Source organism: Isoptericola sp. Y581 (assembly GCF_059445475.1).
This window is the reverse complement of the sequence record NZ_JCAIUK010000010.1, coordinates 34,493-51,576: the sequence shown is the minus strand read 5'-3', so window position 1 is coordinate 51,576 and position 17,084 is coordinate 34,493. Positions and strand designations below refer to the sequence as shown.

At 74.2% G+C, this 17,084-nt stretch carries 19 protein-coding genes and 2 pseudogenes; 12 read left to right on the top strand and 9 right to left on the bottom strand.

Annotated elements, in window-relative coordinates:
• Positions 1 to 8: 8 nt before the first annotated feature.
• A complete protein-coding gene (locus AC1C2W_RS18060) occupies positions 9 to 374 on the bottom strand; it encodes a cupin domain-containing protein (protein WP_495413904.1) in 366 nt (121 codons plus the stop codon).
• A gap of 85 nt (positions 375 to 459) precedes the next feature.
• Entirely contained in the window at positions 460 to 1,122 is a 663-nt protein-coding gene (locus tag AC1C2W_RS18055; protein WP_495413903.1) for a histidine phosphatase family protein, read from the bottom strand.
• Between the two features lie 120 nt (positions 1,123 to 1,242).
• On the opposite strand from AC1C2W_RS18055, the gene AC1C2W_RS18050 reads away from it, so the two are divergent.
• The 4 genes from AC1C2W_RS18050 (at position 1,243) to AC1C2W_RS18035 (ending at position 4,469) form a co-directional block, all read left to right on the top strand.
• Positions 1,243 to 2,118: an SDR family oxidoreductase gene (locus AC1C2W_RS18050; protein ID WP_495413902.1), complete on the top strand. Its 876-nt coding sequence runs from the start codon at positions 1,243 to 1,245 to the stop codon at positions 2,116 to 2,118.
• A 143-nt stretch (positions 2,119 to 2,261) separates the two neighbouring features.
• A complete protein-coding gene (locus AC1C2W_RS18045) occupies positions 2,262 to 2,444 on the top strand; it encodes a hypothetical protein (protein ID WP_495413901.1) in 183 nt (60 codons plus the stop codon).
• Positions 2,445 to 2,619: 175 nt separating this feature from the next.
• Positions 2,620 to 3,096, top strand: a complete 477-nt coding sequence (locus tag AC1C2W_RS18040) for an RNA polymerase sigma factor (RefSeq protein ID WP_495413900.1) — start codon at positions 2,620 to 2,622, stop codon at positions 3,094 to 3,096.
• Positions 3,093 to 4,469: a hypothetical protein gene (locus tag AC1C2W_RS18035; protein WP_495413899.1), complete on the top strand. Its 1,377-nt coding sequence runs from the start codon at positions 3,093 to 3,095 to the stop codon at positions 4,467 to 4,469. The genes AC1C2W_RS18040 and AC1C2W_RS18035 overlap by 4 nt, the downstream gene beginning before the upstream one ends.
• Positions 4,470 to 4,472: 3 nt before the next feature.
• Here AC1C2W_RS18035 and AC1C2W_RS18030 read toward each other — a convergent pair whose 3' ends face one another.
• Complete coding sequence (locus tag AC1C2W_RS18030) at positions 4,473 to 5,171, bottom strand: response regulator (RefSeq protein WP_495391055.1); 699 nt, start codon at positions 5,169 to 5,171, stop codon at positions 4,473 to 4,475.
• Positions 5,168 to 6,838 (bottom strand): sensor histidine kinase, encoded by a 1,671-nt coding sequence (locus AC1C2W_RS18025; protein WP_495413898.1) that lies wholly within the window; start codon positions 6,836 to 6,838, stop codon positions 5,168 to 5,170. The genes AC1C2W_RS18030 and AC1C2W_RS18025 overlap by 4 nt, the downstream gene beginning before the upstream one ends.
• Before the next feature lie 194 nt (positions 6,839 to 7,032).
• Between AC1C2W_RS18025 and AC1C2W_RS18020 the strand changes: the two genes are divergently transcribed.
• The 4 genes from AC1C2W_RS18020 to AC1C2W_RS18005 are packed head-to-tail and all read left to right on the top strand — an operon-like array spanning position 7,033 to position 10,606.
• Positions 7,033 to 8,052 carry a Bug family tripartite tricarboxylate transporter substrate binding protein gene (locus tag AC1C2W_RS18020; RefSeq protein WP_495413897.1) on the top strand — a complete coding sequence of 340 codons (1,020 nt, stop codon included), beginning with the start codon at positions 7,033 to 7,035 and terminating at the stop codon, positions 8,050 to 8,052.
• Positions 8,049 to 8,585 carry a tripartite tricarboxylate transporter TctB family protein gene (locus AC1C2W_RS18015; protein WP_495413896.1) on the top strand — a complete coding sequence of 179 codons (537 nt, stop codon included), beginning with the start codon at positions 8,049 to 8,051 and terminating at the stop codon, positions 8,583 to 8,585. Before AC1C2W_RS18020 ends, AC1C2W_RS18015 begins: the two co-directional genes overlap by 4 nt.
• Positions 8,586 to 8,597: 12 nt before the next feature.
• Positions 8,598 to 10,184 (top strand): tripartite tricarboxylate transporter permease, encoded by a 1,587-nt coding sequence (locus AC1C2W_RS18010; RefSeq protein ID WP_495413895.1) that lies wholly within the window; start codon positions 8,598 to 8,600, stop codon positions 10,182 to 10,184.
• Complete coding sequence (locus AC1C2W_RS18005) at positions 10,181 to 10,606, top strand: universal stress protein (RefSeq protein ID WP_495391060.1); 426 nt, start codon at positions 10,181 to 10,183, stop codon at positions 10,604 to 10,606. The genes AC1C2W_RS18010 and AC1C2W_RS18005 overlap by 4 nt, the downstream gene beginning before the upstream one ends.
• Before the next feature lie 74 nt (positions 10,607 to 10,680).
• Here AC1C2W_RS18005 and AC1C2W_RS18000 read toward each other — a convergent pair whose 3' ends face one another.
• The 4 genes and pseudogenes from AC1C2W_RS18000 to AC1C2W_RS17985 all read right to left on the bottom strand — a co-directional run bounded on the left by AC1C2W_RS18000 (position 10,681) and on the right by AC1C2W_RS17985 (position 13,425).
• Positions 10,681 to 11,094, bottom strand: coding sequence for a (R)-mandelonitrile lyase (locus tag AC1C2W_RS18000; RefSeq protein ID WP_495413894.1), 414 nt, complete (start codon positions 11,092 to 11,094; stop codon positions 10,681 to 10,683).
• Positions 11,094 to 11,396 (bottom strand): annotated as a pseudogene (locus tag AC1C2W_RS17995) (MmyB family transcriptional regulator); the annotation flags it as partial. The pseudogene AC1C2W_RS17995 and the gene AC1C2W_RS18000, both read right to left, overlap by 1 nt.
• A gap of 253 nt (positions 11,397 to 11,649) precedes the next feature.
• Positions 11,650 to 12,411 carry a 5'/3'-nucleotidase SurE gene (surE, locus tag AC1C2W_RS17990; protein WP_495413893.1) on the bottom strand — a complete coding sequence of 254 codons (762 nt, stop codon included), beginning with the start codon at positions 12,409 to 12,411 and terminating at the stop codon, positions 11,650 to 11,652.
• Positions 12,412 to 12,489: 78 nt separating this feature from the next.
• Entirely contained in the window at positions 12,490 to 13,425 is a 936-nt protein-coding gene (locus AC1C2W_RS17985) for a 1-phosphofructokinase family hexose kinase (protein ID WP_495413892.1), read from the bottom strand.
• Positions 13,426 to 13,551: 126 nt separating this feature from the next.
• Here AC1C2W_RS17985 and AC1C2W_RS17980 point away from each other — a divergent pair, with 126 nt between their 5' ends.
• The 4 genes and pseudogenes from AC1C2W_RS17980 (at position 13,552) to AC1C2W_RS17965 (ending at position 16,361) form a co-directional block, all read left to right on the top strand.
• Positions 13,552 to 14,442: an aldo/keto reductase gene (locus AC1C2W_RS17980; protein WP_495413891.1), complete on the top strand. Its 891-nt coding sequence runs from the start codon at positions 13,552 to 13,554 to the stop codon at positions 14,440 to 14,442.
• A gap of 95 nt (positions 14,443 to 14,537) precedes the next feature.
• Positions 14,538 to 15,554: an aldo/keto reductase gene (locus AC1C2W_RS17975; RefSeq protein ID WP_495413890.1), complete on the top strand. Its 1,017-nt coding sequence runs from the start codon at positions 14,538 to 14,540 to the stop codon at positions 15,552 to 15,554.
• Positions 15,555 to 15,618: 64 nt separating this feature from the next.
• Positions 15,619 to 15,783: pseudogene (locus tag AC1C2W_RS17970) on the top strand (carboxymuconolactone decarboxylase family protein); the annotation flags it as partial.
• 212 nt (positions 15,784 to 15,995) lie between these two features.
• On the top strand, positions 15,996 to 16,361 hold the full coding sequence (locus AC1C2W_RS17965) for a DUF2255 family protein (protein ID WP_495413889.1): 366 nt from the start codon (positions 15,996 to 15,998) through the stop codon (positions 16,359 to 16,361).
• 74 nt (positions 16,362 to 16,435) lie between these two features.
• Here the strand turns inward: AC1C2W_RS17965 and AC1C2W_RS17960 are convergent, their stop codons facing one another.
• Positions 16,436 to 16,996 (bottom strand): hypothetical protein, encoded by a 561-nt coding sequence (locus tag AC1C2W_RS17960; RefSeq protein ID WP_495413888.1) that lies wholly within the window; start codon positions 16,994 to 16,996, stop codon positions 16,436 to 16,438.
• Between the last annotated feature and the right edge of the window lie 88 nt (positions 16,997 to 17,084).

The following is a 17,084-nucleotide window of genomic DNA, read 5'->3' as shown; positions in this document are numbered from 1 at the left end:
AGCTCAGTTCAGCTCAGCTCCCTGAGCGACGCCGTCCTGTCGCCACCCACGTCGCCGGTGTTCTCCGTCCCCCGAGGTTCGAAGAGGATGGCGTGCACCTCGGCGTCGGCCTTGGGGCAGTGCTCGACGCCCTTCGGGACCACGAAGACGTCGCTCGGGCCGAGCACGACGTCGCGGTCGCGGAGCTGAATGGTCAGGACGCCGCTGACGACCATGAACATCTCGTCCGTGTCGGGATGGGTGTGCCAGACGAACTCGCCCTCGAGCTTCACGACCTTGACGTCGTAGTCGTTGACGCTGGTCAGCCGGTGCGGCTGCCACTGCGTGTCGATCGAGTCGAGAGCGTCCTGCACGTTGCGCACGTCGTCGGCCATGATCGGAGGCTAGCGACAGAGCGGCAGGTCATGGCAAGGGCCTGTCCAGCGATCGGATGCCTGGTCGTCGGTCGTCGGTCGTCCGTCAGTCGTCGACGGGTTCGCCCGTGGGGTCGTTCGCGACGACGGGCTCGAGGTGCGCGCCGCCGACGGGGTCGCGCTGCCAGTCGACCAGGCGCCACCCGGAGACGGGGTCGCCCTCGACCTCGATGAGGCCGGTGTTGGCCAGCGGCGTGTGCTCGACCTCGTCGACCTCGAGGCCCTGCACGCGCGAGCTCGCCCACGTGCGGATCGCCGCGCCGTGGGACACGGCCACGACGACGTCCTCGCCGAGGTCGGCCAGGCGCGCCACGGACGTGTCGAAGCGGGTCAGGAAGTCGTGCCCGTCCGGGCCGCCGGGCATGCGGCGCGCGTGGTCCCCGCGCGCCCAGGCGAACACCGTCTCGAGGTAGGTGTGGTGGTCGGCGAGGTCGGCGGACATCTCCAGGTCCCCGGCCTCGACCTCGCGCAGCCCGTCGAGCACGAGCGGCTCCAGCGCGCGGTCCTGGGCCAGCGGCCCGGCGGTGAGGGACGTCCGGACGAGCGAGGAGACCGCCAGCGCGCCGACCGCCCGGTCCCGGAGCGCGAACGGCACCGCGGCGGCCTGGCGTTCGCCCAGCGGGGTGAGTCGCGGCCCGGGGGCGCCGGTGTCGAGCAGGCCCGCCACGTTGGCGGGGGTCTGTCCATGTCGGAGGAGGAGGAGACGCATGCCCCCAGCCTCGCAGAGGCCGTGGCGCGTCCCGAGGGTGTGCGGCGGCGCTCCCACGACCGACCGGAGCTCGCCCAGGGGTCGCCGGGCACGCGCACCGGGCTTCGATAGGGTCCACACATGTCCCACGACGACCTTCCGCTCGCCGGCCGTACCGCGCTCGTCACGGGCGTCTCACGACGCCGGGGCATCGGCCACGCCGTGGCGTGCGACCTCGCGTCCCGCGGCGCGAGCGTCTTCACCCACCACTACGCCGCCCACGACGTCGACCGGCCGTGGGGAGCGGACGACCTCGACGCCGTGCGCTCCGGGATCCGGGGGGCGCTGCTCCCCGGCGCCGTCGCCGGGGACGCGAGCGCGGACCTGCGGGACCCGGCGCAGGTCGACACCCTGTTCGACGCCGCCCGAGCGCTGACCGGGACGGTGGACATCCTGGTGTGCAACCACGCCAGGAGCGGCGGCGACGGGTCGATCCTCGACATGTCCCCCGCCGCGCTGGACGCGTTCTGGGAGACGAACACGCGGTCCACGCTGCTACTCACGCGGCGGTTCGCCGAGCAGTTCCGGCAGGCGCCCGCGACGTCCGCCCGGCCCGGCGACCGGCTGCAGCGCACCGCCCCGCACGACGCCGCCACGGCTCCCAAGGTCGTGTGGATGACGTCCGGCCAGGAGGGCGGGGCCATGCGCGGCGAGGTCGCCTACGCCACCTCGAAGGCCGCGCTGGCGGGAGTCACGGCGACCGTCGCCGCCGAGCTCCTCGAGCTCGGCATCGTCCTCAACACGATCAACCCCGGACCGGTCAACACCGGGTACCTCGACCCGGAAACCACCGACCGCTCCCTCGCCGAGCTCGACGAGATCCGCGACGCCCTGCCGTTCGGGCGCTGGGGCGAGCCGGCCGACCCCGCGCGGCTCATCGGCTGGCTCGTCGGGCCCGAGGGCTCCTGGATGGTCGGGCGCGTGCTCACGACCGACGGCGGTTTCACCCTGCAGTGACGTCGCCCACGGCACTACCGTCGCGCGGGTGAGGCTCGACGAGCTGGCCGCGCGGACCACGGCGGCCTAGCTCCTGGAGTCGGACAGGGGCCGGCTCGACGGCCGTCGACCAGGCCGTCGGCCGGGTCGTCGGGGGTCCGACCGTGCTGCTGCGAGCGCGCCGCTGGTCGGCGACCTGGTACCCCGACGGCGGAGAGATGTCGGCGGACGGCGCCGCCGACCCCGACTTCAACTCGGTCATGCGCCTGTGCCGGCGGCTCTCCGCGGCGAGCAGGTCCGGCTCCCCCGCGGCTGCGAGGCGCTCGTCGGCAGCCCGGGTCCTCTGACCCGCACGGCGACGTCAGATCGCCTTGCGCATCTGCTGCGCATGCGCGGCGTGTCCAGCCCCTGGGGCATTGCCCTCTGGCACGAGGTCGCGTCCCGCCGTAGCAGCCGCGAGACGACGGGTCGCACAGGGCTGCCGACGCCGTAAGTTCCGTGGCCTGCCGGACACTACGTGGTGTGAGCACTTCCGACGACGACGTGGACCCGCATGCACGGCTGGCCGCGCTGTGGGATGACCACGCCGTCCGTGTCCAGGCCTACGCGCTGCGCCACACCGACCCGGACACCGCGCAGGAGGTGCTGTCCGAGACGTTCTTCGTCGCGTGGCGCCGCATCGGCGACGTGCCGGACCCGGCGCTGCCGTGGTTGCTGGTCGTCGCGCGCAACCACGTACGGAACGCGCACCGGTCGGACCGCCGCCGCCGCTCGCTCGTCGACGCCCTCACCAACCTCGAGGCCTCGGCGCCGCTGCCCGATGCCGCACCCGAGTCACTGGCCGCCGACGTCGCGTCCTGCTCGACGGCGGCCTTCCACGTGCGGCTGCACCGGGCCCGACGGCGGCTCACGGCCGGAGAAGACGGCCTCATCGGCACCGACGCCAGGGGCACCGCGCGCCCGACGGGCCCTACCCCGACCCCGAGGAGGTCGGCATGAGCACCGACGACCGCACCGACGGCATCGACCGTCGTCTGACCCACCTTGCGCCGGCGACCTCGCCCGACCCCGACCGGCTCGATGCGGCGCGGGCCGCGCTGGAGGCGTCGATCGAGCACGAGGGCGGTACAGGCAGCGACGGCGGCCGCTCGGCCGGCACCGGCGCCCACCTCCTCGAACTCGTGGACGACCGCGTGCGCGTCGACGTGGCACCTCCGGTGCACGGACCGGACCGACGTCGTTCCCCGCACCGCCGCAGGAACGCCCTGGTCGCCGCGGCCACCGGGCTCGTCGTCCTGGGCGCCGCCGCGCTCCTGGTCGCGCCCGGGGGCCTCCGCGTCGGGCCGGCGTCGCAGGTCGAGGGGTGCCAGGAGCACCTGACCGCCTCGGCCGTTCCCGACGGGTTCGAGGCCGACCTGTCCTGGCGCACCATCGCGCGAGGGTCGCGCGGCGACGCAGACCTGACGCTGCTCGCCACGGACTCCGGGCTCGCGGGGTTCTGCGCCGTCGGCGCCGGGACGACGAGCAGCAGGCTCTGGACCCATGTCCGCGACGCGGCACCCGAGCCGGGCGCGGTCCTGCCGGTCGGCACCCAGCTCGGGGGGTGGTCCGCGCTGTGGGGCACCGTGGGCGAGGGCGTCGTGTCGGTGGACGTCCACGCCGAGTGGAGCGTCGCGGACACCGACGGCTCCGACCGGGAGGACTCCGGCCTCGTCGTGGAGGCCGACCTGACCGACGACGGCTACTGGTCCGCGTTCCTCGCGCCCGGCGACGTCCCGAAGGACGCGGAGGTCACGCTCACGTGGCGCCTCGTGGACGGGACCACGCGGTCCGTGCCCCTCGACGCCGCCTGGCACGACGTCGACGCGGGCTCCCCCACGTTCGCCGACGAGCGCCGTCGGGCCTGCAGCCCCGGCTGGGGCGGCGCGGCCGCCGGCCCGGTCCTCGAGGGCCGACGCGACGACCACGGCGTCACGGTGCTCGTGAACGAGGCCGCCCACCGGCTCACCGCGTGCGTGCAGGAGGCCGACGCGCCGTATGCGCCGCTGTTCACCGCCGACGGTGCGCTGCCTCAGCAGGATCCGGCGCCGGGCGACGCGGACGCGGTCGGCGGCGGCGCGTCCGGCCCGGGCGGTGCCCTGGTCGGGATCGCGGGGGCGGACGTCGCCCGGGTGGAGGTCACCACCGCCGCAGGAGTCCGGCTCGACGCCACGGTCGACGCCGGCTACTGGGTGGCGTGGAGCGCCGACCTCGACGATGGCGCTGAAGGCCAGGGCGCGGGCCCGAGCGGCGACGGCCCCTGGGATGGCGCGACGCTCACCTGGTACGACGCGAACGGCTCGGAGCTCGGGAGCGGCCCCGCCTTCCCGTGACCATCAGCGCAGGCGGTAGCGGCGCTCGGGCCGCCCGGCCGTGGCGTAGTTGAGGCGCACCGCGGCGCGGCCCGACGTCGCGAAGTGCTCCAGGTAGCGGCGGGCGCTGACGCGGCTGACGCCGACGGCGTCGGCGCACTCGGCGGCGCTGAGCTCCGCGCCGCCGGCGAGAGCGCCGAGCACGGCGTCCGCCGTCTCCTGGCTCAGCCCCTTGGGCAGCGGCGCGCGCGGGGAGACGCGCGCGGGCTGCGGGGCGAAGGCGGCGTCGATGTCGGCCTGGACGGCGGCCTGGTCGGCGGTGTCCTCGGCGCCGGCCAGGCCCTGGAGGGCCTCGTGCGAGCGGCGGAACGCCTCGAGCCGGGCCACGAGGTCCTCGGAGGCGAACGGCTTGACCAGGTAGTGCGCCGCCCCGCCCGCCGCGGCCGCGCGCACGGTGTCGGCCTCGCGGGCTGCGGTGATCACGACCACGCCCAGGTCGTGCCCCGCGGCCCGCAGCCGGCGCAGCACCTCGATGCCGCCGACGTCGGGCAGGTGCACGTCGAGGAGCACGAGGTCGGGGCGGAGCCGCTCGACGGCCGCGAGCGCGTCGGCGCCGGTGTGCGCCTCGCCGACGACGCGGAAGCCGGGCACCCGCTCCACGAACCGGCGGTGGATGGAGGCGACCAGGAAGTCGTCGTCCACCACGAGCACGTCCAGGCTCATGCCGGTCGCACCCCCTCGTCGGTCGTCCGGTCGGTCGGCTGCCGGCTTGCGGCCTGCGGCAGCCGCGCGGTGAACACGGCGCCGCCCGCGCCGTCGTCGACGGCGCCGCCATTGTGCACCGTCACGCCGCCGCCGCGGCGCTGGGCGAGCACGTGCACCAGCGCGAGGCCGACGCCGCGCCCCACCTCGCCGTGCGGCTTGGTGCTCCACCCGCGCCGGAAGATCGTGTCCGCCTGCTCGGGCGGCACGCCGGGCCCGCTGTCGGAGACCTCCACCACGACGCTCCGCTCCGGGCCGGACACCGCCAGGCGGACGCGCACCCGCGCGGGCCGGACGACGCCCTGCGGGTCGGGGCCGGCGGCCCAGGCCGCGGCGTCCACGGCGTTGTCCACGAGGTTGCCGAGCACGGTGCCGACGTCGGCCGACAGGTCAGGGTCCAGCCGCGGCAGCGAGCTCTCCGGGTCGACGACGAGCTCGACGTGCCGCTCGTCCGCGAGGCTCGCCTTCGCGATGAGCAGGGCGGCCACCGCCGGGTCGGCCACGCGCGCGGTCACGACGTCGCTGAGGTCCGCGCGGCGGCGGGTGAGGCGCTCGACGAAGCGGCCCACCTCCTCGTACTCGCCCAGCTCGAGCAGCCCGGAGACGGTGTGCAGCTGGTTGCTGAACTCGTGGGTCTGGGCGCGCAGGGTCTCCGTGACGCTCTCGCGGGCGTGCAGCTCGCTCTGCAGCGCCAGCAGCTCGGTGCGGTCGCGCAGCGTGGTGACGGTGCCCGCCGGGCGGCCGTCGTGCAGCACGCGGCGGCGGTTGAGCACCAGCACGATGTCGCCGGAGACGAGCACCGCGTCGTGCACCTCGTCGATGCCGCGCAGCAGGTCGCGGACGGCGGGCTCGAGGTCGAGGTCGTCGAGCGGCCGGCCCGCGGGATCGTCCGTCCCGGCGAGGCCGAGCAGCTCGCGGGCGCTGTCGCTCATGAGGCTCACCCGGCCGTCGTCGCCCACCACGACGACGCCCTCGCGGATCGAGCGCAGCACGCCCTCGCGGTGGTCCGCGAGCGCCGCGATCTGCGCCGGCTCCAGCCCGCGCGTGCGGCGCTTGACCAGCCGGGCGAGCAGCCACGACCCGGCCGCGGCGACCCCGAGGCCGAGGACCAGCACGACGAGCACGTCGGCGCCCGCCCGCGACAGGCGCTCCCCGAGCGGCGGATACGGCTCGGACAGGACGACGACGGCCACCGGCTCGGGCGCGGCGGCGTCCGGCACGGCCTGACCCGCCCCGTACACGGGCACCCACGCGGCGATGGACCGCCCGGCCACGTCGTCGACGTCGCCGCTGCCCGCGCGAGTCGTCGGGCGCGCGCCGAGGCCGAGCCGCTCCCCCACGCGCGTCGGGTCGGTCGCGACCAGCACGCGGCCGTCGAGGTCCGTGAGGTAGGCGTTGGTGGCGTCGACGAAGTCGGCGCGGGTCTGCAGGTAGAAGCCGAGGGAGGGGCGGTCGGGCACGTCGGCGGCCAGGGACTGCTGCACGGCGGGGATGCCGGCGAGCGCCTCCGCCGCCAGCTCGAGCCGGTCGGCGCGGTCGTCGCGGAACTCGGCGTCGGCCTGACCGAGGAACACGGTCACGGCGGCCGCGACGACGACGAGCAGCACGCCGAGCTGCAGCACCAGCACCTGCCCGCCGAGCGTGAGGCGACGCGTGCGACGACCCGTGGGACGAGGCGCGCCATGACGCGTAGGACGAGCCTGCGACCGCAAGTTCCACAACCTCCTTTGGTTGCCCAATGATGACGCGCGCCGTCCCACCTGTGACGATCGCTCCCGGGGCACAGCCGCCCCGCAGCACCGACCAGTCTGGAGGCACCCCGATGTCGTCGACGACATCCGGCCCCTGGCGCTACGCCCACACAGCCCGCACAGCCCTTGCCGCCACGCTCGCCGCGGCGCTCGTCGTCGTCACCGCCGCGTGCGGCGTCACGCGCGGCGACGACTCCGCGGACATCGACATGTGGATCCCCAACAGCCCCGGCGGCGGCTACGACCAGACCGGCCGCGCGGCCGTCGGCGTGCTGGACCGGGACGACATCACCGGCGGCGACATCCAGGTGACCAACATCCTGGGCGCGGGCGGCTCGGTCGCGATGTCGCGGCTCATGGGCGAGGCGGGCAACGAGCGGCTGATGATGACGCTCGGGCTCGGCGTCGTCGGGTCCACCTACTCGTTCGGCGTGGACGCCCGCCCGCACGACGCGACCCCGCTCGCCCAGCTCATCGAGGAGCAGGAGGGCGTGCTGGTCCCGGCCGACTCGCCGTTCCGCACCATCGACGACCTGGTCGCGGCCTGGCAGGACGACGCCGGCTCGGTGGTGGTAGGCGGCGGCTCTTCGCCCGGCGGCCCCGACCACCTGTTCCCGATGCAGCTCGCGAAGACCACCGGCGTCGACCCCAAGGGCGTGCGCTACGTGTCGTACGACGGCGGCGGCCCGCTGACCAGCGCGCTGCTGGGGCACAAGATCCAGGTCGGGTTCTCCGGCCTGGCCGAGTTCGAGGGGCAGATCTCCGCGGGCGAGCTGCGCGTGCTCGCCGTCTCCGGCGACGAACGGATCCGGGGCGGCGTGCTCGCCGACGTCCCGACGCTCACCGAGAGCGGCATCGACCTCGTCTTCACCAACTGGCGTGGCATCATCGCCCCGCCCGGGATCAGCGACGAACGCCGCGACGAGCTCATCGACCAGCTCTCCCGCATGCACGACTCGCCCGAGTGGCAGCAGGCCCTCGCCGACAACGGCTGGACCGACGCCTTCGTCACCGGCGACGACTTCGAGCAGTTCCTGCGCGACCAGGACGAGCGGGTCTCGACCACCCTGAAGGAGCTGAACCTGCTGTGAGCACCGAGGTGGACTCGCCCGCCGCGGGGGCCGCGGACCCCGGGCCCGCGACCCCGCGCGTCGACCGCGCCCAGTACGGGCTCGCCGCCGTGCTGCTCGTCGTCGGCGCCTACACCGTCTACGACGCCACGACGCTCGAGGTGGGCTTCGCCGATCCCGTGGGCCCGCGCGTCTTCCCGCTGCTCATCGGCGCCGGGCTGGTCATGACGAGCGTGCTGCTGGTCGTCGCGACGGCGCGTGGCTCGCGCCCCGAGCCGGAGGCCGGCGAGGACGTGGACGTCACGACGTCCGCCGACTGGAGCACCGTGCTCAAGCTCGTGGCGGTGATCCTGCTGACGATCGCCACGGTGACGTGGCTCGGGTGGGCGCTCGCGGGCGCCATCCTCTTCGCCGGGGCAGCGTGGGCGCTGGGCAGCCGCACGCTGATCCGCGACGTCCTCGTGGGCCTCGTGCTCGCGGTGGCGAGCTGGTACGGCTTCGTCGTCGGGCTGGGCATCCCGCTCGCCCCCGGCGTCCTCGACGGAATCCTGTGAGGCGGTGACCTGATGGAGAATCTCGGACTGCTGTGGGACGGCTTCGGCGCCGCCCTCACCCCCATGAACCTGGCCTACGCCGCGATCGGCGTGCTGCTCGGCACCTTCGTCGGCGTGCTGCCCGGCATCGGGCCGGCGATGGCGATCGCGCTGCTGCTGCCCGTCACCTTCGGCCTCGAGCCCACGCAGGCGTTCATCATGTTCGCCGGCCTGTACTACGGCGGCATGTACGGCGGGTCGACGACGTCGATCCTGCTCAACACGCCCGGCGAGTCGGCGTCGGTGATGACGGCGCTGGAGGGCAACCTCATGGCCCGGGCCGGGCGGGGCGCGCAGGCGCTCGCGACCGCGGCCATCGGGTCGTTCGTCGCCGGCACCATCGGCACGCTGCTGGTCGCGATGTTCGCGCCGGCGCTGGCGAACGTCGCGGTGGAGATCGGCGCGCCGTCCTACTTCGCGCTCATGGTGCTGGCGCTCGTCATGACGGCGACGGTGCTCGGGGCGAGCCCCCTGCGCGGCCTGCTGTCCCTGTTCGTCGGGCTGACCATCGGGATCGTGGGGCTCGACCTCAACACCGGGCAGCCGCGCCTGACGTTCGGGGTCACGCAGCTCGTGGACCGGCTCGACATCGTCGTGGTGGCGGTGGGCATCTTCGCCCTCGGCGAGGCGCTGTGGGTCGCTGCCCACCTGCGTCGGAAGCCGGCGCGCGTGGTCCCGGTGGGCCAGCCGTGGCTGGGCCGCCAGGACTGGCGCCGCTCCTGGAAGCCGTGGCTGCGTGGCACCGCGTTCGGCTTCCCGTTCGGCGCGCTGCCGGCCGGCGGCGCGGAGCTGCCGACCTTCCTGTCCTATGTCACGGAGCGCAAGCTGGCCGCGCGCAAGCGGTCTGGCGAGCGTCCCGGCAAGGACGAGTTCGGCAAGGGCGCCATCGAGGGCGTCGCCGGCCCGGAGGCGGCGAACAACGCGTCTGCCGCGGGCATGCTGGTGCCGATGCTCGCGCTGGGCCTGCCCGTGACGGCGACGGCGTCGGTGATGCTGTCGGCGCTGCAGGGCTATGGCATCCAGCCCGGCCCGCAGCTCATGACCGAGCACGCGGACATGGTGTGGACGCTGCTGGCCAGCCTGCTGATCGGCAACCTGCTGCTGCTGGTGCTCAACCTGCCGCTGGCGCCGTTGTGGGCCCGGCTGCTGCGGATCCCGCGGCCGCAGCTGTACGCGGGCATCCTGTTCTTCGCCTGCCTCGGCGCCTACGCCACCAACCTCGACCCGTTCGACATCGGCCTGCTGCTGGTCTTCGGCCTGCTCGGGCTGGCGATGCGGCGCTTCGGGCTGCCGGTGCTGCCGCTCATCCTCGGCGTCATCCTGGGCCCGCTCATGGAGACCAAGCTGCGCGAGGCGCTCACCATCTCCGGCGGCGACCCCGCCATCCTGTGGAGCGAGCCGCTCGCCATCGCGATCTACGCGGTGCTGCTCCTGGTGCTCGCGGGCCGGCCGTTGCTGTCGCGGTGGCGGACGCGGACGGAGTCGCGGATCGTCGCGGAGGCGGACGGGGCTGACGGGGCCGACGAGGCGGAGACGGTGACGGAAGGGAACGCGCGATGAACGAGCAGGAGCAGCCCTCGGCCGACGGCTGGGTGGTGGTGGCGTGGACGCCCGACGAGTACGGCGACGCCGCCCTGGAGCACGCGGTCGCGTGGGCGCACGAGGGCGGCCGCGGCGTCGCGGTGGTCAACGGCACCCGCGGCGACGCCCTCGTGGACGAGCGGTATGCCACCGGCGACCGCCTCGCCGCGCTGGCGGAGCGGCTGCGCGGCACCGGGCTTCCGCACGTGGTGCGGCAGGAGATGGGGCGCGACGTCGCGGAGCAGGTGCTCGACGTCGCGGCGGAGCTCGACGCCCGCCTCGTCGTGGTGGGCCTGCGGCACCGCAGCCCCGTGGGGAAGCTGCTCATGGGCTCCGTGGCGCAGCGGATCCTGCTCACCGCCGCGTGCCCGGTGCTGGCGGTCAAGCCCTCCGCCGGTTGAGCCTGTCGAAACCCGCTGGTTGAACCTGTCGAAACCTGGTTTCGACAGGCTCAACCAGCGGTACGTCGGCAGGCTCAGCCGGCGCTGCGCGCGGCGTACTCCGCGTCGGTGACGTGCTCGAGCCACGTGGTGGTGGCGGCGGGGTCATCGGCGCCCTCGAGCATCGCCAGGTGCTCCATGAAGGCGTCGGGCGTGGCGCCGTGCCAGTGCTCCTCCCCCGGCGGGCAGTAGACGGTCTCGCCGGGACCCGCCTCGATGACGCTCCCGTCGCGGCTCCCGAACAGCGCGACGCCCGACGTCACGTGCAGCGTCTGGCCCCGGGCGTGCGAGTGCCACGCGGTGCGGGCGCCGGGCGCGAACCGCACCAGCGCGACCGTCATGCGCTGGTCACTGTCCTGCGGCGAGGCGATCGGGTCGAGCCACACGTCGCCGGCGAACATCTCCGGCGGGTTCTTGGTGGTCGCGGGCCTGGCGAGCTTCTTCTGCATCAGTCGGAGACTCCTTCTCGGGTGGCGGCGTTCTCGGCCGGCGCCGTGAGCGTCGTGGCGGCCCACGACCCGAGCACCTTCAGCCCGTCGTCGGACGGCGACCCGGGCTGGGCGGTGTACACGTTCATCTGGAGCCCGGGATCTGCGGGCAGCACCAGCGCCTCGTAGTCGAGCTCGAGCGCACCGACCGCGGAGTGGTCGAAGACCTTGGTGCCGGTGCGGTGGAGGCGCACGTCGTGCGAGGCCCACAGCCGGCGGAAGTCCTCGCTGCGGGTGGACAGCTCGCCCACCAGGGCGGTGAGTGAACCGGCGGGTGCGCGAACCTCATGGGCCGGGCCCTCTACGCGCCGCTGTACGACTCCCCGGAGCGCCCCGCGAACAAGCCCGTCAACACGGCACGGTTCCAGTTCCTCGACCCGGACGGGCCAGGAACTCTCGCGTCTCGGCTTCAGGTCCATGTCACCGACGGTACGTCCGGCCGCCGCGGCACGGCAGGTACTGGCGTTACCCGGGACGGCCGGTGACGACCACCCGGGCGAGGACTGCTCGGGACGGTCACCCGGCCGGAAACCCGCCCTCGAAACCGGGGACCTCCACCGACTCGTCCGCGTACGGGGCCACCAGCAGGGAGGCCGTCGCCCAGCCCTGAGCGAGCAGGCCGGCGTCGGACTCCGGCTCGGAGGACCGCTCCGTGCCCTCGTACCGCACCACGAGAACGGTGTCGTCGTCGGCCTGCGCCGCCCGCGCGCGCGCCGCCCCGAACGTGGCGAGCGGCGCCTGCCGGAGCCCGCGCAGCTCGTGGGCCGGCACGTCCGGCACGTTGAGGTTGAGGGTCCGGCGGCTGCGCGGGGTGCTGAGCACCCAGTCGAGCACGTGGGCGACCACCCGCTCTGCCGTGTCCCAGTGCCGCGGCTGCTCGGCGTCGAGCGAGACCGCGAGCGACCGCATGCCGAGCGACGTCGCGGACAGGGCCGCGCCCACGGTGCCCGAGTGCAGGACGGCGTTGCCGATGTTGGGCCCGCGGTTGACCCCGGAGAGCACGACGTCGGGGACGGGGCCGAAGGCGCCGTACGCGGCGACGAACGTGATGAGCGCGGGGTCGGCCGCCACGGCCAGGGACGTCACCCCGTCGGGCACGCCGGGTGCCCGGTGCGGCTCGACGACGAGCCGACCGTCCTGCTTGGCTCCATGCAGGGCCGCCGAGGCACCGGAGGACTCCTCCCGCGGGGCGGCGACCAGCACCTCGAGCCCCCGCTCGACGGCGCACCGGGCGAGAACCCCGAGGCCCGGGGAGTCGATCCCGTCGTCGTTCGTCACCAGCGCCAGCATCGCCTGCTCCCGTCTGCCGATCCGTCGGTCGTTCCGGCCCGCCCGCGCCCCGCGAGGACCGGCTCCTCAGTCCATGGGCTCGACCGTCACCCTCGCGGCGAAGCTCTCGATCTCGTCGCGCCGGCCGGAGCCCAGGCCGTGCCGCGCCACGTTGAGCGCGCCGGCCGCGGCACCGAGCCGTACGGCGTCGGCGACCGGCAGCCCGCGCGCGACCCCCACCGCGATGCCGGCCGTCATCGAGTCGCCGGCGCCGCGGTGGTCGACGGTCGACACCGACGGAGTCGTGATCGTCGACGTGCCCTCGCCCGTCACGACGAGCGCCGGCTCGTGCGCCCGGGAGACGACCAGGGCACCCAGCCCTTCGTCGATCCACCCCTCGGCGGCGCGGCGCAGCGCCGGCACCGAGTCGTCGGCGGCGAGGTCGGAGTCGACCATCTCCTCGTGGCTCATCTTGAGCACCGCGATCGCTTCCCTGCCCACGGCGCTGGCGAGCTCGCCGTTCAGGTCCGCCACGACCGGAGTCCCGGACGCGGCGACGTCCCGGGCAAGGCGGGCGAGGTAGTCCGGCGGCAGCCCGATGTCGTGCTGTATGCCCGTCAGCACGCAGACGTCGGCCTCGAGGGCGGCGACGAGGGCCGTGCCGTAGAGGTCGTCGAGCGCGTGCCGGTCGAGCCGCATCGACGGCATCGTGACGAGCTCGGGGTCCCCTCCCTTCCGCCGGTCGCGCAGCAGGGTCCCGCCTCCGCCCTGCACGGTGGCCCGCAGCTCGAGGCCCCGGCTGCGAGCGAGGTGGGCGGTGATCTCCCCCGTCTCGCCGCCGAACGGTCCGCAGACGACGACGTCCGCCCCGAGGGAACGTGCCATCGTGGCGACCCAGAGGCCCTGGCCGCCCGGATGCACGTGGATCTCCGGCGCGTCCCGGACGCGGTCGGTCTCGATCTCGATCGTGAGCAGCGGCTCGGGGGCCACGACACAGACGGTGGGGGCGCCTTCGGATGCCATGCCTCGGACCCTAAGCAGAATCCGGGGTGTCCGCCGGGTCGGCGGCCCGGACGGTGATCGGGGTGCCGACGAGCGGGGTACCAGCAGCACCTCCCGAGTCCGCCGGACCGTGCCTAGCGTGGGGGCATGACGAACTCCGTTCCCACCCTCACCCTGAACAACGGCGTCGAGATGCCCGCCCTCGGGTACGGCGTCTTCCAGACCCCGCCGGACGAGACGGTCGCCGCGGTGGAGGCCGCGCTCGCCACCGGCTACCGGCACATCGACACCGCCGCCGCCTATGGCAACGAGCGCGAGGTCGGCGAGGCCATCCGCCGCTCCGGCGTCGACCGCTCCGACGTCTTCCTCGAGACCAAGATCTGGATCAGCGACTACGGCTACGACGCGACGCTGCACGCGTTCGACAAGAGCGCCCGCAAGCTCGGCGTCGAGACGATCGACCTGCTGATCCTGCACCAGGCCCTGCCCAGCCGCTTCGACCTCACGACCGGGGCCTACCAGGCCCTGGAGAAGCTGCTCGCCGACGGCAAGGTCCGCGCGATCGGCGTCAGCAACTTCATGCCCGAGCACCTGGACCGGCTCCTCGCCGCGACGACCGTCGTGCCAGCCGTCAACCAGGTCGAGATGCACCCCTACTTCCGCCAGCCCGACGTGCTGGCCGCGGACGCCGCCCACAGCATCCTCACGCAGGCCTGGTCGCCCATCGGCGGCATCACGTTCTACCGCGACGGCAAGCACACCAGCACCCTGCAGGACCCCACGATCCTGCGCATCGGCCAGGCGCACGGCAAGACCGCCGCGCAGGTGATGCTGCGCTGGCACCTGCAGCAGGGTCGCTCCGCGATCCCCAAGTCCGTCACCCCGAGCCGCATCGCCGAGAACTTCGACGTGCTCGACTTCGAGCTCACCACCGACGAGCTCGCCGCGATCGACGCCCTCGACACCGGCGTGCGCGGCGGCCCCGAGCCCGACGCCATCACGCTCGAGACCTTCGGCCGCGACATCCCCGAGGCATGAGTCGGAGCGCAGCACAGGGTGGGGGCCGAGCAACGAGGCACCCGCACGACGCGGAGCGCAGACACATGCCGACCACAGAATCGGAGGCCTGAGCCATGCAGTACCGCCCGCTCGGACGCACCGGCGTCCAGGTCAGCCCGCTCACGCTCGGCGCCATGATGTTCGGCCCCTGGGGCAACGACGATCGCAAGGACGCGACCCGGATCATCCACCGCGCCCTCGACGCCGGGATCAACGTGGTCGACACCGCCGACGTGTACTCCGCCGGCGTCTCCGAGGAGATCGTCGGCGAGGCGATCTCCGGGCGCCGCGACGACGTGTTCCTCGCCACCAAGTTCTTCATGCCGATGGACGACGACCCGAACCACCGCGGCGGCTCCCGCCGGTGGATCGTCCGCGAGGTCGAGAGCTCGCTGCGCCGGCTGAACACCGACCACATCGACCTCTACCAGGTGCACCGGCCGTCGCCGGACACCGACGTCACCGAGACGCTCGGCGCGCTGACCGACCTCGTGCGGCAGGGCAAGATCCGCTACCTCGGCTCGTCGTCGTACTCCGGGTCTCAGATCGTCGAGGCGCAGTGGGCCTCCCGGGAGCGAAACCTCGAGCGGTTCGTCACCGAGCAGCCGCCGTACTCGATCCTCGTGCGCGGCATCGAGGAGGACGTGCTGCCCGCCGTGCGGCGGCACGGCATGGGCACCCTCACGTACAGCCCGCTGAGCGGCGGCTGGCTCTCCGGCCGGTGGCGCAAGGGCGCCGCGTCGGCCCCGACGTCGAGCGCGCGGCCCGGTGCCCGCTTCGACATGAGCAGCCCCGCCAACCAGCGCAAGCTCGACGTCGTCGAGGAGCTCGCCCTGCTCGCCGAGGAAGCGGGCATGCCGCTCCTCGAGCTGGCGATCGCGTTCGTCATCAACCACCCCGGCGTCACCTCGGCGATCGTCGGGCCGCGCACGATGGAGCAGCTCGAGTCGTACCTGCCCGCCACGGGACTCACGCTCACCGCCGACGTCCTCGACCGGATCGACGAGCTCGTCGCTCCGGGGGTCACCGTCAACCCCGACGACAACAGCTACGGCGCCCACGAGCTCACACCCGGCGAGCGGCGCCACTGAACAGCCGCGAGGCCCTCAAGGGGCTGGTGCGGCTCGCCGCGCTGTCGCGACGGGCGGCCGCCGAATGTTCCGGGAGTCGCTCGGCGCCGCCCTCGACGCCATGTACGCGAACGCCCCGGCGGACGAGCAGCACGTGCAGCACTACCTGTCTGCGCACTGCTTCGGCGACCACTACACGCGCGACGGGATCGACGTGCCCACGCGCGAGCTGATCGCCCTCGCGCTGCTCGTCGCGCTCGGCGGCGCCGACCCGGCAGGTGGCCGGGCACGTGCGCGCGAACGTGCGGGTGGGCAACGAACGCGGGACGCTGGTCGCGGTGCTCACGCACCTCCTGCCCGACGTCGGGTACCCCCGCACGCTCAACGGGCTGCGGGCCCTCGACGATGTCGTCCCCCCGCACAGCACTGACCTGTCGGACCTGTTTTGACCTGGGAGGAACCATGACCGGCTGGAACCCTGCCGACCTCGCCGCGATCGAGGGTGACGGAGAGCTGCGCGTCGCGGCGCACCGGCCCGACGGCACGCTCCGCACCCCGCGGACCGTCTGGCACGTCGTCGTCGACGACGACCTGTTCATCCGCTCCGTCCGCGGGGAGGAGGGCTCCTGGTACCGCGGCGTCCGGCGCACGGGCACCGGAACCATCGACGCCGGCGGCATCCACGCCGAGGTGACGTTCACCCGCGACGACGCCCACGACAAGGCGGTCGACCAGGCGTACCACGTCAAGTACGGCGACGGCTCGGCCGTGCGCTCGATCACCAGCCCCGACGCGACGGCGACCACCCTGCGCGTCGACCCGGCCTGAGCCGCCGGTCCCCTACGATCGGCGGGTTCCCGACCTCCTCGAGTCCCTGACGCCCCCCGGCACGAGCGTGCCCGTCAGCGCGGGGGCACGGAGAGGTGCTCCCCCCATGGCAGCAGGGTCACCGGGTGCGGCGGGTGGTCCGAGGCGCGCAGCGTGAGGTCGACGACAGCCGCGCGCACGCGCGACCACTCCTTCTCGTCGTCCGACGAGGCGATCTCGAGGATCCCCTGGAGCACCGGCACCGCGTGCGCGACGTCGACCCGGTGGCCCCCGTCGCGGGCGGCAGCGCGCACCACCTGGGCCGCGAGCGCCTCCCCCCGCGATCCCGCCACGAGCCGGGCGGAGCTCGCCAGCCGCAGCGGCACGGGCGACGTCCGCAGCGACCAGCTCGTCCCGGCCTCGTTGTGGACGGCGATCGTCGTCGGGCCGCGCAGCAGTGACACGACGGTCACCGCGAGGCCCACCAGCACCACCGACCCCGCGACGACGCACGCCCAGCCGCCGGCGGCGACGTCGTCCCCCGGCCTCGTGAGCAGCAGGACTCCGGCGCCCACGACCCATACCGTCAGGCAGCCGCACGCCACGAGGGCGAACAGCAGGCCGCCCGGGCTGTCCCCGGGCCGTCGAGTCCCCATACCCTCCCCATTGCCGGCAACCCCGCGATCGCTACCCGGGATCGAGAACTCGTTGTCGTCGGGGTCCGTCGTCGCAGCGTCCCGGCGC